Below are 15,325 nucleotides of genomic sequence, written 5' to 3'. Positions count from 1 at the left end.
TGGTTAATTCTCTATCTTTTTAATGTAATTATGTTCACTTCATCACGCGTTAAAAAACGATGATTTTCACTACTTTCTTTATTGAAACCATTAGAAATCAATAAAGTTGTCTTATTTTTTGTATGCTTTCCATTTACATAATTCTTACCTTTATCCTTCGTTTCAATCCCACCAATAAATGGTATTTTATAATAACCACCTAATGTATGCCCAGATAATTGTAATTGAATGGAGTACTGACTTATTTCTTTAAAATAATCAGGTTGATGAATAAGTGCTATTTTATAACTCTTTTCGTTGGTTTCGCTAATCAAACCAGAACAATCTCCTGTATTTTCTAAACCAATTAATTGAATAATATCTTCTTTATAATAGATATTTCTAACTTCATTATGCAATACTTCAAAACCAGCTTCTGTTAAAATATTTGAACAGGTAGAAGAATCATTTTGATCTTTATCTCCTAGTACTGCAAATTTTCCATAATGACTTTGAAGTTTCTTTAATACTTTTGAAACTTGATTGTTTTCAAAACTACTTTCATTAAAAATATCGCCACCAAAAAGGATCATATCTAAGTTTTTAGCGTTTAAATCTTGAATAATACTGTTTAATCTTGTTAAATCGTTTTTTTCAGATAAATTCAAATCTGAAAGATATCCAATTGTAAACCCATTAAATTGTTTCGGTAATGAATTTTCTGTAAATGTTGTTTTTGTAATTGAACAGCGATCTTGGCTTTGTTCATACCATTGAAAAATACATAAAGCAACAAGAACACAAAGAACAATAAGAAATAGTTTTTTAAATTTCTTGATTATTTTTTTCATTATTTTTTATTCATAATAACAGGAATTATCATTGGATTTCTTTTTGTTTTACGATAAAAATATTGAGAAAGAACATCTCTTGTTGTATTTTTGATTTCACCAAAAGTTGTTTTTCCTGCAAGTAATTGACCTAAAGCTTGGCCAACTAAATTTTCAGCTTCACGAATCATTGGAAAACTATCTTTCATATAGACAAATCCACGAGAAATAATCACAGGTTTTGTAAGTAACTTTCCTTCATGTGAATCCATAGCAATTAAAACAGAAACCATACCATCTTCAGATAAGATTTGACGATCCCTTAAAACAGCAGTTGATAAACCTGAAAGATCATTACCATCAACATAAATATCATCTACATGAATTCTTGGTCCTAAACGAGCAGTTCCTTTATTAAGTAAAATTGTATCTCCATTACTTAAAACAAATGTATTTTCTTTAGGAACACCTACTTCTTGAGAAAGTTCAGCATGAATTTTCAACATACGATATTCTCCATGCACTGGGAAGAAATATTTTGGTTTTGTAAGTAATAACATTAATTTTTGTTCTTCTTGACTTGCATGTCCCGAAGTATGCAAATTATTGAACGCTGTATTGACTAAAACTTTGGCACCTGCTCTAAATAAGCGGTTAACAACAACATTGATACTTGATGCATTTCCTGGAATTGGACTTGATGAAAAGACAACAGTATCTCCAGGTTTGATTTTAACGAATTTATGTGTTCCATTAGCAATACGACTTAACGCAGCCAAAGCTTCTCCTTGACTTCCTGTACATAGAATTAAGATTTCATTATCAGGTAATTTTTTTGCTTCATTATTACTGATAAAGAAAGAATCAGGTGCTTTAATATAACCCATTTGTCTTGATACTTGGATGTTATTTTCCATTGAACGACCAAAAACAAGAATTTTACGATTAAATTTAACTGCTGCTTCTACGATTTGTTGGACACGGTGAACATTGGAAGCAAAAGTTGCTACAATTAAACGTCCTTCAGTTTTTCTAAATTCTTCTTGAACAGCATATGCTACTTGCTTTTCACTTTTAGAAAAAGTAGGAACTTCAGCATTGGTAGAATCGCTTAATAATAAAGTAACACCAGTTTCACCTAAAAACGACATTTTTTGGAAATCAGCAGGATCTCCTACAGGTGTTAAATCAAACTTAAAGTCACCTGTTGAAACAATTCGTCCGTTAGGAGAATTAATAATAATTCCTAAACTTTCAGGAATAGAATGATTGGTTTTAAAGAAACCAATATTAAAATATTTAGTTTTTATTTGATATTCATCATCGATACGAATCAAGTGCGTTGCATTTGTTAAACGCTTTTCCTCTAACTTTCTTGTAATCATCGCACAAGCAAGGGGAGAAGCATAAATGAATGGTATTTTTACAACTTGTAGTAAAAAAGGAATTCCTCCAATATGATCTTCATGACCATGAGTAATCAATAATCCTCTAATTTTGTTTTCATTACGTTTTAAATAACTATAATCTGGAATGACATAATCAATACCAGGTAAACCTTCTTCAGCAAATTTTACCCCAGCATCAATAATGATAATTTCATTATCGTGTTCAACACAATACATATTTTTTCCAATTTCATTTAAACCACCTAAAGCATAAACTTTAGTATCGATTGTTTTATTATGTTTTGTATTTTTATAGTTTTTATGTGTTGATCTATGACGATTAAAATTTTTATTTTTTGTATTTTTATTGCCATTATATTTATTATGGATTGGCTTTTCTTGCATAAATGACCTCCTTATATTTTTTTGTTTTATTATAGCATAAACTTAAAATGTATTATAGACTATCAAAATGAAAAAAGTCAAATTATTATACCCAAAAATAAAAAAGATTCTCAAACGAGAATCTTAAATTTTTTTACATATAGCAATTGCTAGAGAATGAGGTCCAATATGACAAGAAACACTTAATGATAAAGGATCACAAATAATATTTTCACCTGGATAAAGTTCTTCAAGTTCTTTTTTTAATTCTAAAGCGGGTGCTTCATCATAAGTGTAAGCGACACAAATATGCACGTTATGATAGTCATCATCAAAGCGTTCTTTAATATCTTTAGCGATTGCTTCTTTCATGATTTTAGTTCCTCTAGCCATTGTTCTAGTTTTAGCGAAAGAATCTAATTTTTCACCTTGTATTTGTAAAATAGGTTTAATTTTTAACATCCCACCCAATAAAGCAGCGGCAGGGGTAATACGACCACCTTTTTTTAAATAATCAAGTGTATTAACAGTAATATAAATAGAAGCATTTAATTTATTTTCAGTTAAAATATCACAAATTTCTTGTCCTGATTTTCCTTGATCAGCTAATCTTTTAGCATCAATGACATCGTATTTTTGAGTAACAGAGATACGTTGACTGTCTACGACAAAAACACGATTATCGTATTCTTGTGCTAGCATCATAGCTGTTTGGCACGAACCACTTAATCCACTAGACATTGGAATATGAACGATTTCATCATAATCTTTTAAAATTTGATCCCATAATTCTTTAACGTTTCCTACAACAGGTTGAGAAGTAAAGATTTCTGCACCATTTAATTGTTTTTCAAAGAATTCTTCATGAGTTAAATTTATATCTTCATAGTATGTTTGATCATCAATAGTAAAAGGCATTGGCAAAACAAAAATACCAAGTTCTTTTGCTTCTTTTTGACGAATACCTGCATTACTATCAGTCACAACTGCGACTTTTTTCATAATACCACTCCATTTCTAGTATAATCACAAGCACATAATAACAGTTATAGCGATAAAATTCAAATAATATAAGCATATCACTTGTAAAAAAAAAGAGTTTTGGCATAATATAATGGAGGTGAAATTATGGAAGTTATTACAAATGTACAATTTGATGAAGTTATTTCTAAAGGTGTTGTTGTGATTGATTTCTTTGCTAATTGGTGTGGACCATGCAAAATGTTAGCTCCTGTTTTAGAAGAAGTTGCTCAAGAGTTACCAAAAGTTACATTTGCAAAAGTAGATGTTGATCAAGATCCTTCATTAGCAGGAAGATATGGAATTCAATCTATTCCACATTTAATTCTTTTTAAAGATGGTCAAGCCGTTGATCAAATTAGTGGTTTTGTTGGAAAAGATGTTATCTTAGAAAAACTTAATCCTTTATTATAATAGGCAGTTTGCCTATTTTTTACATATGATAAAAAATATTGTTTTAGATATGGGGAATGTCTGTTGTAAATGGGATGTTTCCTATATTGCAAGTCAGCTTGCATCTTCTTTAGAAGAAAAAGATTATATTATTAAACATTTATTTCAAACAAAACAATGGGCACAACTTGATCAAGGGGTTCTTTCTTTACAAGATGCCAAAAAACAATTAATTGAACAAATTCCTGATGAAAAAAGGGATTTAATTGTGTATGCTTTTGAACATTGGTTTGATTATTTTGATCAGTTTGATGAAATGGAAGAATTTATTAAAAGATATAAGGGTAAAGGATATCAATTTTATTTGTTGTCTAATTGTTCAATGCAATTTTATCAATATTATCAATCAAAATCTATTTTTCAACATTTTAAAGAGCTTTATACATCTGCAAAATATCAAAAAATAAAACCAAATTTAGATATTTATCAAGATTTTTTAAGTCGTTATCATCTAAAAGCTAATGAATGCCTTTTTGTTGATGATTTAAAAGAAAATATAGATGCAGCTATAAAAGTTGGTATGAAAGGCTTTGTTTATCATCAAAATATACAAGAATTAGAAAAATATATAGAAAATATCTTATAAAAGTATGGATTATCATTTTTTATGATAAATACCATACTTTTTCTTTACCTATAAATATTTTGTGATAAAATAGGTGCGGAAATGTAAGAGAGGGAGAATATTTATGACAAAAAAGAAGAATAATTGGTATTCAAATCATAAAAAGCCTGTTTTAATTTGCGGAATCGTTGTTTTGGTTCTTCTTATTGTTTATTTAGCAGGAATGCTATATTACAATGATAAGTTTTTAAATGGAACAATGGTCAATGGGAGTGATGTTGGAGGAATGACATTACAAAAAGCAAATGATCAATTATCTAAGAAAGTAAATGGACAATCATTAAAATTGATTTTTAATGATGGACAAAGTGAAGTATTACAATCAGCTCAATTAGGTGTATCTTATAATAAAGATAATTCATTGAATCAATTAATGAAAAATCAAAATAAATGGGCTTGGTTTATAGGATTCTTTAAAAATGAAAAAAATACTTTAACTGATTTAATACAAATCAGTGATGAAAACTTAACAAATGGTATAGCATCAATGGAACATGCTAAAGAAGAAAATCAAATTGCACCAACAGATGCCTATATTCAATATAAAGATGGAAGTTTTTCAATTATTGAAGAAACGTTAGGATCAAAATTTAATATTGAAGAATTAGTTAAAAATATCAAGGTAGCTTTAAGTGAAGGAAAACAACAATTAGATGTTACAAAAGCAAATGGTTATGTTAAACCTCAAGTTTACAAAGATGATCAAGATTTGAATAATCAATTAAAGGCAGCAAATGAATATTGTTTATCAGCAATTACATATACAACACCTAAAGGAAAAGAAATTGCTTTAGATGGAAGTACACTTATTACTTGGTTAAGTAAACAAGATGATGGAAGTTATACAAAAGATGAAAGTGTTTTTAAAGAAAAATTAACTGCCTTTGTTAAAGAACTTGCAAGTCAATATAATTCCATTGGTGCAACAAGAACGTTTACTGGAAAAGATGGACAAAGTCATACAGTCAGTGGAGGAACTTATGGATTTAGAGTTTCTACTGATAGTGAAGTAAGTGCATTATTAAAAATGATCAATGAAAATAAAAGTGAAAATAATAGAATACCTGAACATACAGGACAACTTCCATCAGGAGAAAATGGTGGACTAGGAACGACTTATTTAGAAATCAATATTACAAAACAACATTTATGGTTTGTTAAAGATGGAAGTGTTGTTTTAGAAAGTGATTTTGTAAGTGGTAAAGAAAGTGATCCTACAAGACTTACACCAAGTGGTACATATTATATTTATAATAAGGAAAGAAATAGAGTTTTAAGAGGAACAAAACAACCAAATGGGAAATATGAATACGAATCACCTGTTTCTTATTGGATGCCATTTAATAAAGGTATAGGGCTACATGATGCTTCATGGAGAAGTACGTTTGGTAGAGATATTTATATTAATAGCGGTTCACATGGATGTATTAACTTACCAACAGGATTTGCTGGAAGCTTATATTCACAAATTTATGTTAATTTACCAGTCGTTGTTTATAGATAAAAAAAGAGATTGCATCAGCAATCTCTTTTCTATACATTATTTTACAACAACGTTTTGTGCTTGTGGACCACGATCAGTTTCTACTACATCATAGTCAACAGTTTGACCTTCTTCTAATGTTTTGTATCCATCAGCTTGAATTGCAGAGAAGTGAACGAAAATATCTTTTCCTTCTTCACTAGTGATGAATCCGAATCCTTTTTCGGCATTAAACCATTTTACTTTTCCGACAGCCATGTCTGGTACCTCCTATAAAAATTACAAATGGAAATACTCTATGTATAAAATCGCAAATATGAGATTGTGTACATAAAGTGAAATACAACTTCCTCATATTTGAGATATTTTGGAAAATCATATAAAACCTTTGCATATCTATTATATCATTACAAAAAATATTTTGTAAACAGTTTCAATTTATTTTTTTAATGATAAAATAAAAAGAAGAGGAGGAATTATTATGCCATATATATCATTTAAAACAAATCATAAATTAACCTTAAGACAAGAAAATACAATTAAATCAAAATCGGGGGAACTCATTTCACTTATTCCTGGTAAAACAGAAAAAGCTTTGATGATTCATATGGAAGATGATCAAATTATGTATTTTAAAGGAGAAGAAACTCCTTGTATGATGATTGAAATCAATCTTTATAAAAGTGCAGAATTTGATGATAAGAAAAAATTAACAGAAGCGATGATTCAAATGATTCATGAAACAACGAAAATCGAAGCTGATAATATTTATGTTATTTTCCATGAATTTGATCATTGGGGACTTAATCAAACGTTGATTTAAAATAAGAGCAGGTTATCCTGCTCTTATTTGCTTACGTGGCCACTATTTAAACCTTCATCTTTTTTATTTAAAGGAAGCCAGTCTAAAATTTTTAAAATATAACGATCCCAGAAATCCCATTCATGATTTCCAGGTCCTTCTTCATAAGTTAAATCTACTTTTTCTTCAAGTAAAAAGTCACGATATTTACGATTTGTGGCAAGTAATAAATCATCCGTTCCAATACACATATACATTTTAGGAAGTTGATCATGAGGGATTTTCTTTACTAAAGCATAGTAATCTTTATCACTCTCTTTTAATTTTGTTATATCGCCAAATAAACTTTCATAATATTTTTTAGCGTCAACCCCTTGAATGATAGGAGGTTTACAATCTACCCAATCATCTAACATCAAAGCACTTGAAAGACCGGCAATAAAACCAAAAGTATTGTAATACTTTAAACCATTGACAATAGCACCATAGCCTCCCATTGAAAGACCAGCAATAAAAGTATCTTCTTTTCTATGAGAAAGAGGGAACATTGCACGTGTCATTTCTACAAGTTCTTCTCCAATAAATTGACTATATAAATTATGTGTATTTTCTTGATCAACGTAGAACATATTTTCTCCACTTGGCATCACGACACATAATCCTCTTTCACTCGCAAATCTTTGAATACGGGTACCATAAAGCCAATCATTTTGATCACCAAAGATACCATGTAATAAATAAAGTGTTTTATATTCCTTCTTTTGATTATATGTCATTGTATCCATATCTAATGTATCTGTTGGTAAAACAACAGTAACATCAACAGTTCTAAGTAATGCTTTTGATAAATAATTTAATTTAATAATTGCCATAACTACACCTTCCTTAATATATCTAAAGTATGAGAACTTGCGCCAATCATATCTAATCTTTCACAAGTAGATAAATGGTATTGCATAAAAAGTTCAAATGTTTCGTCATCCATTTTATTTAAAATAGGACGCATATAATCTGCTGGTCCATCAGCAGCAATAATCTTAATTCTTTTTAAATTCAAATCTTGATTTAATTGATTGATCAGTTCGATTCTGACATAACTATAAAGATCATCGATATTGGTTTGTGTTTGAAAATGTTCATCAATTTTCCCACTTTTTAAAGCTTCCTTAATATGACCATCCCTAAAGCCATGAACAAGTACACTATAATCATTCATGACATAAGCAACTAAAATAACTCCTCCTGTTTTAGTTACACGTTTAGCTTCAGACAATGCTTTCAGTTTATCTTCGTAACTAAAAAGGTGATACATTGGTCCAAATAAAAGTGTTAAATCAAAAGTTTCATCTTGATAGCGTGATAAATCTAAAGCAGTTCCTTGATAGGCTTTCACATTACTTTTCTTTGCTTTTAACATTCCAAGATTATATTTCACAAGTTCAATAGCGTCTACTTCATAACCTTCTTGACTTAAAGCGACAGAATATCTTCCTGTACCAGCACCGATATCTAAAATGCGATCACCAGCTTTTAAATAATCATGAATATATTTCATAGAAGTACGATATTCTACTTGTCCATGTTTTCTTAAAAGACGTTTGTCTTCACAAAATTTTCCATAATAATTTTCTAATTCATTCATACACTTATCCTTTTCATTATTATATTCTTTTTTATTGTATAATAAATCTTAAAAAGAATGTAGATATTTTTGTAAAAAATACTTTACAAAATTCATGAAATAGTGTAAATTAATACATGCAGTTGATACGGCGGACGTGGCGAAGTGGTTAACGCACCGGATTGTGGCTCCGGCACTCGTGAGTTCGATTCTCATCGTCCGCCCCATTTTTTAACTGTATAATAATAGTCCATGGCGGACGTGGCGAAGTGGTTAACGCACCGGATTGTGGCTCCGGCATTCGTGAGTTCGATTCTCATCGTCCGCCCCATTAGTGAAGATAAAGTCCTTAATAAAGGATTTTTTTGTTTATGGAGAAGAATATGATTAAATTAGTACAACCTCAAATTGAAGAATTAAAATACCGTAAAAAGCTCTTAAAAGATCCTCAAACCATGGCCTTTAATAAAAACAATGGGGGAACTGTTGATTTCAATGAAAAAATCTGGCAACCTTGGTATGCTTTATGGATGAATGATGCTAAATATTACTATGCCTATATTTATGATGATACTTTAAAAAAATATATTGGAGAAGTTTCTTACTATTTTGAAGAAGAATATCGTGAGTATGTTCTTAATATTATTGTTGAAGCTAAATATCGTCATTTAGGTAAAGGGAAAGAGGCTTTAGAACTTTTATGTCAACAAGCTAAAGAAAATGGTCTTCGCTTTTTATGTGATGATATTGAAACAAATAATCCAGCTAAAAATCTTTTTCTTGATTTAGGCTTTAAAGAAGTTTGGGCAAGAGAAAGTATTACAATGTTGAAAAAACGTCTTTAGAACCATTTTGGTTCTTTTTTTCACAAGATTTACACATTTTTTTTATATACTTAAATAAAGGAAGGGTGAAGTCTTATGAAAAAAAAGTTAGGCATGTATTTGATTTGTCTTATTTATATTTTTGAATTAATTTATACAATGAGTGCCATGTATTTTAATAGTTTTATGGTAACACATAAAATAAAAATCTTTGAAAATATTTATCAAATCGCTTATTGTATGATTTTTATTGTAGGAATTCTTTATATCTTGTTGCTTATTTATAAAGTAGGGCATCATGAAAGTATTGATTTAAAGAAAAATACAGGTTTATTATTTGGAATCGTTTTTATGGATCTTGTATTATATGGCTTTTTTATTATTCCTATGTTAGTAAGTTCACCTGCTATGAAAATGGTTTGTATTTGTTTTTTAGTTCATTTACTTGTTTATATTAAAGAGAAACAATTATTTGTTTTAGAAAAATAATTTAAAGATGAAAGTGGCTACTTTCATCTTTTTTTCATTTAAGCATGGTATGATAGAGATGGTGATAATTATGAAAAAAATATTAATTGTAGAAGATGATGAAAGTATCGCAGATTCTTTAAAGGAAATGTTGGAGAATAAGGCTTATATTGTGGAAGTTTCTTATTCTAAAAAAGAAACTTTAGAGAAATTAAATGAATATATTGATCTCATTCTTTTAGATATTCAATTACCTGATGGTAATGGAATTGATTTATGTAAAGAGATTAAAGAAAAATATGAGATGCCTATTATTTTTTTAAGCTGTTTAAATGATGAAGAAACAATTGTAAAAGGATTAAATGAAGGTGGCGATGATTATGTTTGTAAGCCTTTTGGAATTAAAGAACTCTGTGCCAGAATTGAATGTGCTCTTAGAAAGGTAATAAAACAACAAGGAATCTATTATATAGATGACTTAATTATTGATACTTTAAAACATAAAGTATTTAAAGAAAATCAAGAATTAGAATTGAGTGCTATTACTTTTACTTTATTAGTAGCACTTGTCGAAGGACATGGAAGAGTACTTACAAGGGATTATTTATTGATGATGATTGAAGAGATAACAGGACATGTAGTAGAAGATAATACGTTAACTGTTCATTTAAAAAGACTCAGAAAGACTTTAGGGGAATATCAAAACCAAAAATATATTGAAACATTAAGGGGTGTAGGGTATCGATGGAAGATATAAAAAAAGAAAAGAATATTCATATGTGTTTCATGGTTTCAATTGTATTAGCTATGTTTATGGAAATATATGATTTTTTAATGAGATTAAATTTATTGAATATTTTTATTTTTATAAGCTTTATTTTTTATTTGTGGAATCAAAATCATAAAAAGAAACAAATGAATTATTTAATACAATGTTGTGATGCTATTATTGAACAAAAAGATTTTTCGATTATTGATGGTGAATCTAAAGAAAGTCTATTATCTAATAAATTATATGTGCTTAATAAAAGATATCATCAATCATTAAAAGCTGTTAAAAAAGAACAACTCAAATTAAAAGACTATATTGAAGATATCTCTCATCAACTAAAAACACCGATTACCTCTATTCGCATACAAACAGAATTATTACTTGAAGAAAACCAAAATAAAAAGTTGTATTCTATAGAACATCAAATACAACGAATACAACTTTTAGTCAATGACTTACAAACCATCGCCTTATTAGATTCTCATAATATCCAATATTGTTTTAAAGAATATGATTTACAAACGCTTATTGATGAAATAGAAGAAGATCTAGACTACCTAAATCCGCAAATTCATTTAAATAAAAATATAAAAGTATTATGTGATGAAAAATGGTTTATAGAAGCATTAGAAAATATTATTAAGAATTGTTTAGAAAAAAATTCTACACCCCTTTCTATTTTTGTTTATGAAAATGAAACAACTTTAAAAATGATGATTCAAGATCAAGGAAATGGTTTTAAGAAAAAAGATCTTCCTTTTTTATTTCAAAGATTTTATCGTGGGGAAAATTCAAAAGGGACAGGATTAGGACTTTATATAGCTAAAGAAATAATAGAGGCTCATCACGGTTTTATAAAAGCTTATAATCAACAAGGTGCTTGCTTTGAAATTGTACTTCCTCAAATGAAAATGAAGAAAAAAATCTAATTTCACTTAGTTTTCATGATTGAATCGTAAGATAAAGTTAGAGGAGGAAAGAATATGTCACATACGATCAATATGCTCGCAAAAAGAAATATTCAAAAGTATAAAAAGCATTATCTTATTGTTTTAATCGTTCTTTTAATTGTTTCTACTTTTATTTTTTCAAGTTTTTTTATTGTTGATAATCTGTATCAAATGAAAAAGAACTATCATATTTCTACCTATGGTTCTTGGTATACACGAATAGAAAATATTGATGAACAAACTCAAAAAGGAATTGAAATCTACAGCAAAGACTATTTTAAAGATATTATTAAATATGGTTATGTAGATTTTCAAGGAAAATATGATAATTACCAAATAGGTCATATTGAAATGGATATTTATTCATTGTGTCGAGTAAAAATTATTAAAGGAAGAAAAATACAAAATGATCAAGAAATTTTAATCAATCAAAAAGTTTCTAAAAAGTATAAACTTTATGATCAAATAGAAATAGAAGGAAAAAATTATACGATTGTTGGTATTATACAAACCGCCAATAAAAACTTACCTGATATTTATACAAACTTAGAGACGTATCAAACAAAAGATTATTATTCGAATATGTCTGTTTTATCAGATAATCATTATATTCAATTTAATGATGGAAATAACTATCAAGAAATAGAAATTCATTATGATTATAATCCTTATGGTTATGATCATAATGAATTTCATAATCAAGTAGAAAAAGCAACCAATCAGCTCCAACAAACGTTTGAATTTATTATAATTACACTTTTTGTTTTATTCGCTTTAACTTCTACTTCCCTAAAGAAGAGAATGAAAGAAATGGCTCTTTATCGAGGAATAGGAATGACAACGAATCAATTAATGATGATGGTCATGCAAGAAAACATGCTGATTTCTTTTCTTTCTATTTTAATAGGATTGTTAATAGGTGTATGTGTATCTTTAGGTTATCTCTATCTTCAAAGTAAAACCTATCATACATTTATTTATCAAATTTCATTTAAAGAAATATTATTTTTAGTATTGGTATTGATGAGTTGTATTTTTATAACGATTCTCATTCCCATTTATTCAAGCTCTAAGAATGCTTTGATAGGTATTTTTGATAGCAAAAAGTTTAATTATATTCAAGTAAGATATAAAAAATTAAAAAAACAAACACTTGCTTCCTTAGCTACGAGAGAGTTATGGGCAAATAAAAGAATGAATATCTGTTTTTATGTATTTGTTTTAATACTTTCTTTATATGGGCTTGTTTATTTCTATCAAGGACATCCTATTCAAACAAAAGATCGAAATGAACAAAGTCAAGTAGAACTTATTAAGGTAACTCAAAAAGAAGCAAATTTATTTTTAAAAGAATTTTCTCAAAATGACATTATTATTAATCATCATTATATTGATGAAGGAATAACTATGACCTATCGAGAAATGCCTCAATCTGTTTATGAACTTTGCCAACTTTATTATTATCAAAGTAATAAAGATGATTTAAAAGGAAGATTTCCCCAAAAAAGTCATGAAATTGTCGTGGGCAATCATTTTAATCATGTTATTCTCTCAAAAGAACGGAATCCAAATCTTAAAGTTGAAGCGAATCAAGTAACTTTTAAAGGGAAAAAATATCAAGTAGAAAGTTCAACATCTTCTCATGGTGATCAAGGAAATTATTTAGGAGATGACAATTATGAGATTGCTCTTGATGAAGTAAAACTCAATGAAAAAGTGATAATTGCAGGTGAGGAATATACCATTGTTGGAATCAATGAAAATGAATATTATAATGATTCAATGATTTATATGTTTGAAGATGATTTAAAACGATTCAATACAAGTGATGAATATTATTCAGGATATCATTGGTATCCAATAAAAGATGTTATAAAAGTAGAAAAGTTCATGAAAAAACATTATGAAGCAAGAGTTTATGAAATGGTAACAAGTGATGAACTTTCAGTAAGTTTGTTTTCTACATTAAATATTCCTAAACATCTTTTAATACTTGCATTAGCTGTAGGTTTTATTTTAATGATGTTTTTAAATTACAATCATATTGAAAATAATTATCAAGATTATCTTATGTATCATATTATAGGTTTAAGTTATCGAGAAATTAAAATAAAACAAGTATGGAAATCAATAAAAATGTTTTTATATACACTTATTCCTTGTGGTTTTTATGAGTTGATTTTATTAAGAGGAAGTATCGATCATTATTTTCCAATAGCGCAATTAATACTTTTAGTAGGGATTATTTTTCTAGTTTATTTATGTGTTTATAATATTCCTTTATTAATTGTTTTAAAAGCACATCAAAATGAAGAAATAAGAAAGGAAGATGACTAATATGAATGTTATTTTAGAAGCGAAAGATATTGTTAAAACATATGGCTATGAAGATAATAAAATCTATGCAACCAATCATATTGATTTACAAATAGAAGAAGGCTCTTTTGTAGCTATTGTTGGAAGAAGTGGAAGTGGAAAAAGTACACTTCTTCATATCTTGGCAGGTTTAGTAAAACCAACAAAAGGAGAAGTTTATTTAGAAGGAAAGTCTCTTTATGAAATGAATGATCATACTTTAACGCGTTTTAGACGAAGAAGAATGGGTTTTGTCTTTCAATTCTTCAATCTTATTTCCACACAAAATGTTTTAGAGAATATAGTTTTACCAATTCATTTAGATGATGGCGAGATTGATGATGATTATTTAAATGAAATTATTAATCTATTAGGTCTAGAAGAAAAGAAGAATTCTTTTATTTATGAACTTTCAGGAGGACAACAACAAAGAGTTGCCCTTGCAAGAGCCCTTGCAAGTAAACCAGCGATTATTTTCGCGGATGAACCTACGGGGAACCTCGATGCTAAAAGTTCTAAAGAAGTTGTTGATTTATTAAAAATCGCCCAAAGAAAATATCATGAAACGGTTATTTTAGTAACTCATGATCAAGAAATTGCCTCTATTGCTGATCGTGTTATTACGATTGAAGATGGAAAAATTATTCAAGATACAAATCATATTTAAATACGTTTATTTGTGGTTTAAATAAAGATAAAAACATCTTTAATATTTTCTTTTTGTTAGAGTAGAGCTATGGAGGAAAATTATGGATGATTTAACGATTTATGAAACAGAAATAATTGTCGTAAAAATGGACGAAGAGTCCATTTTTTTGATAGAATAGAGAAAAGGAGAGAATAATTATGGAAGTAACAATTAATGGTGTAAAAAAAGAAGTCAGTAAAGAAGAGATGAAAGATCGTGTGATAGGTTATTATGATGCAGTAGGGGTCAAACATTTTTATTTAGAAGTTGATGAAATGGATGATGAAGAATTAAAGGCTTTATATGTAAATTCATTTGCGAGAGAATAATTGTATGAAATTAATTAGGAAAGATTAGGCGATTCATGTAGATAAAACAAACGGCACAAAGGTGGACTATTATTTATTAAATGATGCTGAAATTCATTATAATAAAATTAATCCTCGTACATTGCAAGAATGGCATAGACATCATCGTATTTCAGAAAATATTTTTATTTTAAAAGGGGGAGCTTGTTTATCGTTATTTAGATGAAACAAATAAGGAACAATCATTAAAATTAAAACAGGGGGATTTGCTTTCTATTGATAAAGATATTCATACTTTTGAAAATCAAACAGATGAGGTTGTAGAATTTATAGTGTTTCGGTATCTTCCTTCTTATAAAAATCAAAGTGAAATGA

17 protein-coding genes and 2 tRNA genes are annotated in these 15,325 nt (G+C 28.2%); 13 read left to right on the top strand and 6 right to left on the bottom strand.

Annotation, left to right across the window (positions count from 1 at the left end; genetic code table 11):
• Nucleotides 1-11: 11 nt before the first annotated feature.
• The 3 genes from LJD32_RS00445 to LJD32_RS00435 form a co-directional block, all read right to left on the bottom strand.
• Nucleotides 12-830 carry a metallophosphoesterase gene (locus LJD32_RS00445; RefSeq protein WP_227391488.1) on the bottom strand — a complete coding sequence of 273 codons (819 nt, stop codon included), beginning with the start codon at nt 828-830 and terminating at the stop codon, nt 12-14.
• The gene (gene rnjA, locus LJD32_RS00440; protein WP_022002864.1) at nt 830-2,602 is read right to left on the bottom strand and encodes a ribonuclease J1; all 1,773 of its coding nucleotides are present in this window, start codon (nt 2,600-2,602) and stop codon (nt 830-832) included. The genes LJD32_RS00445 and rnjA overlap by 1 nt, the downstream gene beginning before the upstream one ends.
• 123 nt (nt 2,603-2,725) lie before the next feature.
• Nucleotides 2,726-3,583 (bottom strand): DegV family protein, encoded by an 858-nt coding sequence (locus tag LJD32_RS00435; RefSeq protein WP_032090472.1) that lies wholly within the window; start codon nt 3,581-3,583, stop codon nt 2,726-2,728.
• A gap of 126 nt (nt 3,584-3,709) precedes the next feature.
• Between LJD32_RS00435 and trxA the strand changes: the two genes are divergently transcribed.
• From trxA to LJD32_RS00420, 3 genes are all read left to right on the top strand, one after another.
• The gene (trxA, locus tag LJD32_RS00430) at nt 3,710-4,015 is read left to right on the top strand and encodes a thioredoxin (RefSeq protein WP_147579543.1); all 306 of its coding nucleotides are present in this window, start codon (nt 3,710-3,712) and stop codon (nt 4,013-4,015) included.
• Between the two features lie 25 nt (nt 4,016-4,040).
• A complete protein-coding gene (locus tag LJD32_RS00425) occupies nt 4,041-4,640 on the top strand; it encodes an HAD family hydrolase (protein ID WP_022002861.1) in 600 nt (199 codons plus the stop codon).
• Nucleotides 4,641-4,743: 103 nt separating this feature from the next.
• A complete protein-coding gene (locus LJD32_RS00420) occupies nt 4,744-6,183 on the top strand; it encodes a L,D-transpeptidase family protein (RefSeq protein ID WP_227359616.1) in 1,440 nt (479 codons plus the stop codon).
• 36 nt (nt 6,184-6,219) lie between these two features.
• Here the strand turns inward: LJD32_RS00420 and LJD32_RS00415 are convergent, their stop codons facing one another.
• Entirely contained in the window at nt 6,220-6,420 is a 201-nt protein-coding gene (locus tag LJD32_RS00415; protein ID WP_022002859.1) for a cold-shock protein, read from the bottom strand.
• A 223-nt stretch (nt 6,421-6,643) separates the two neighbouring features.
• Here LJD32_RS00415 and LJD32_RS00410 point away from each other — a divergent pair, with 223 nt between their 5' ends.
• On the top strand, nt 6,644-6,985 hold the full coding sequence (locus LJD32_RS00410) for a phenylpyruvate tautomerase MIF-related protein (RefSeq protein ID WP_022002858.1): 342 nt from the start codon (nt 6,644-6,646) through the stop codon (nt 6,983-6,985).
• Between the two features lie 23 nt (nt 6,986-7,008).
• On the opposite strand, the gene LJD32_RS00405 is transcribed toward LJD32_RS00410, so the two are convergent.
• Entirely contained in the window at nt 7,009-7,836 is an 828-nt protein-coding gene (locus tag LJD32_RS00405; RefSeq protein ID WP_117831861.1) for an alpha/beta hydrolase, read from the bottom strand.
• A 2-nt stretch (nt 7,837-7,838) separates the two neighbouring features.
• A complete protein-coding gene (locus LJD32_RS00400) occupies nt 7,839-8,606 on the bottom strand; it encodes a class I SAM-dependent methyltransferase (protein WP_119363658.1) in 768 nt (255 codons plus the stop codon).
• Between the two features lie 130 nt (nt 8,607-8,736).
• Between LJD32_RS00400 and LJD32_RS00395 the strand changes: the two genes are divergently transcribed.
• From LJD32_RS00395 to LJD32_RS00355, 9 genes are all read left to right on the top strand, one after another.
• Nucleotides 8,737-8,812: transfer RNA gene (locus LJD32_RS00395), tRNA-His, on the top strand.
• Nucleotides 8,813-8,840: 28 nt separating this feature from the next.
• A tRNA-His gene (locus LJD32_RS00390) sits at nt 8,841-8,916 on the top strand.
• A 52-nt stretch (nt 8,917-8,968) separates the two neighbouring features.
• Complete coding sequence (locus tag LJD32_RS00385) at nt 8,969-9,430, top strand: GNAT family N-acetyltransferase (RefSeq protein WP_227391489.1); 462 nt, start codon at nt 8,969-8,971, stop codon at nt 9,428-9,430.
• Nucleotides 9,431-9,505: 75 nt separating this feature from the next.
• Nucleotides 9,506-9,898, top strand: coding sequence for a hypothetical protein (locus LJD32_RS00380; RefSeq protein WP_032090466.1), 393 nt, complete (start codon nt 9,506-9,508; stop codon nt 9,896-9,898).
• Nucleotides 9,899-9,968: 70 nt separating this feature from the next.
• Nucleotides 9,969-10,634, top strand: coding sequence for a response regulator transcription factor (locus tag LJD32_RS00375; RefSeq protein WP_032090465.1), 666 nt, complete (start codon nt 9,969-9,971; stop codon nt 10,632-10,634).
• A complete protein-coding gene (locus LJD32_RS00370; protein WP_227391490.1) occupies nt 10,622-11,578 on the top strand; it encodes a sensor histidine kinase in 957 nt (318 codons plus the stop codon). Before LJD32_RS00375 ends, LJD32_RS00370 begins: the two co-directional genes overlap by 13 nt.
• Nucleotides 11,579-11,632: 54 nt before the next feature.
• Entirely contained in the window at nt 11,633-13,936 is a 2,304-nt protein-coding gene (locus tag LJD32_RS00365) for an ABC transporter permease (RefSeq protein WP_227391491.1), read from the top strand.
• Nucleotide 13,937: 1 nt separating this feature from the next.
• The gene (locus LJD32_RS00360) at nt 13,938-14,621 is read left to right on the top strand and encodes an ABC transporter ATP-binding protein (RefSeq protein WP_032090463.1); all 684 of its coding nucleotides are present in this window, start codon (nt 13,938-13,940) and stop codon (nt 14,619-14,621) included.
• Nucleotides 14,622-14,800: 179 nt separating this feature from the next.
• Entirely contained in the window at nt 14,801-14,971 is a 171-nt protein-coding gene (locus LJD32_RS00355) for a hypothetical protein (RefSeq protein WP_227391492.1), read from the top strand.
• Nucleotides 14,972-15,325: the final 354 nt, after the last annotated feature.

This window comes from Faecalibacillus sp. TM498, from assembly GCF_020589955.1.
Lineage (GTDB): Bacteria > Bacillota_I > Bacilli_A > Erysipelotrichales > Coprobacillaceae > Faecalibacillus > Faecalibacillus intestinalis.
Note: the sequence above shows the minus strand (reverse complement) of the source record. Positions and strands in the feature narration are given on the sequence as shown.

Bases quoted from the DNA above. Each gene is read 5' to 3' on its own strand.
- LJD32_RS00445 (WP_227391488.1), bottom strand. From the start codon at position 830: ATGAAAAAAATAATCAAGAAATTTAAAAAACTATTTCTTATTGTTCTT.
- rnjA (WP_022002864.1), bottom strand. From the start codon at position 2,602: ATGCAAGAAAAGCCAATCCATAATAAATATAATGGCAATAAAAATACA.
- LJD32_RS00435 (WP_032090472.1), bottom strand. From the start codon at position 3,583: ATGAAAAAAGTCGCAGTTGTGACTGATAGTAATGCAGGTATTCGTCAA.
- trxA (WP_147579543.1), top strand. From the start codon at position 3,710: ATGGAAGTTATTACAAATGTACAATTTGATGAAGTTATTTCTAAAGGT.
- LJD32_RS00425 (WP_022002861.1), top strand. From the start codon at position 4,041: ATGATAAAAAATATTGTTTTAGATATGGGGAATGTCTGTTGTAAATGG.
- LJD32_RS00420 (WP_227359616.1), top strand. From the start codon at position 4,744: ATGACAAAAAAGAAGAATAATTGGTATTCAAATCATAAAAAGCCTGTT.
- LJD32_RS00415 (WP_022002859.1), bottom strand. From the start codon at position 6,420: ATGGCTGTCGGAAAAGTAAAATGGTTTAATGCCGAAAAAGGATTCGGA.
- LJD32_RS00410 (WP_022002858.1), top strand. From the start codon at position 6,644: ATGCCATATATATCATTTAAAACAAATCATAAATTAACCTTAAGACAA.
- LJD32_RS00405 (WP_117831861.1), bottom strand. From the start codon at position 7,836: ATGGCAATTATTAAATTAAATTATTTATCAAAAGCATTACTTAGAACT.
- LJD32_RS00400 (WP_119363658.1), bottom strand. From the start codon at position 8,606: ATGAATGAATTAGAAAATTATTATGGAAAATTTTGTGAAGACAAACGT.
- LJD32_RS00385 (WP_227391489.1), top strand. From the start codon at position 8,969: ATGATTAAATTAGTACAACCTCAAATTGAAGAATTAAAATACCGTAAA.
- LJD32_RS00380 (WP_032090466.1), top strand. From the start codon at position 9,506: ATGAAAAAAAAGTTAGGCATGTATTTGATTTGTCTTATTTATATTTTT.
- LJD32_RS00375 (WP_032090465.1), top strand. From the start codon at position 9,969: ATGAAAAAAATATTAATTGTAGAAGATGATGAAAGTATCGCAGATTCT.
- LJD32_RS00370 (WP_227391490.1), top strand. From the start codon at position 10,622: ATGGAAGATATAAAAAAAGAAAAGAATATTCATATGTGTTTCATGGTT.
- LJD32_RS00365 (WP_227391491.1), top strand. From the start codon at position 11,633: ATGTCACATACGATCAATATGCTCGCAAAAAGAAATATTCAAAAGTAT.
- LJD32_RS00360 (WP_032090463.1), top strand. From the start codon at position 13,938: ATGAATGTTATTTTAGAAGCGAAAGATATTGTTAAAACATATGGCTAT.
- LJD32_RS00355 (WP_227391492.1), top strand. From the start codon at position 14,801: ATGGAAGTAACAATTAATGGTGTAAAAAAAGAAGTCAGTAAAGAAGAG.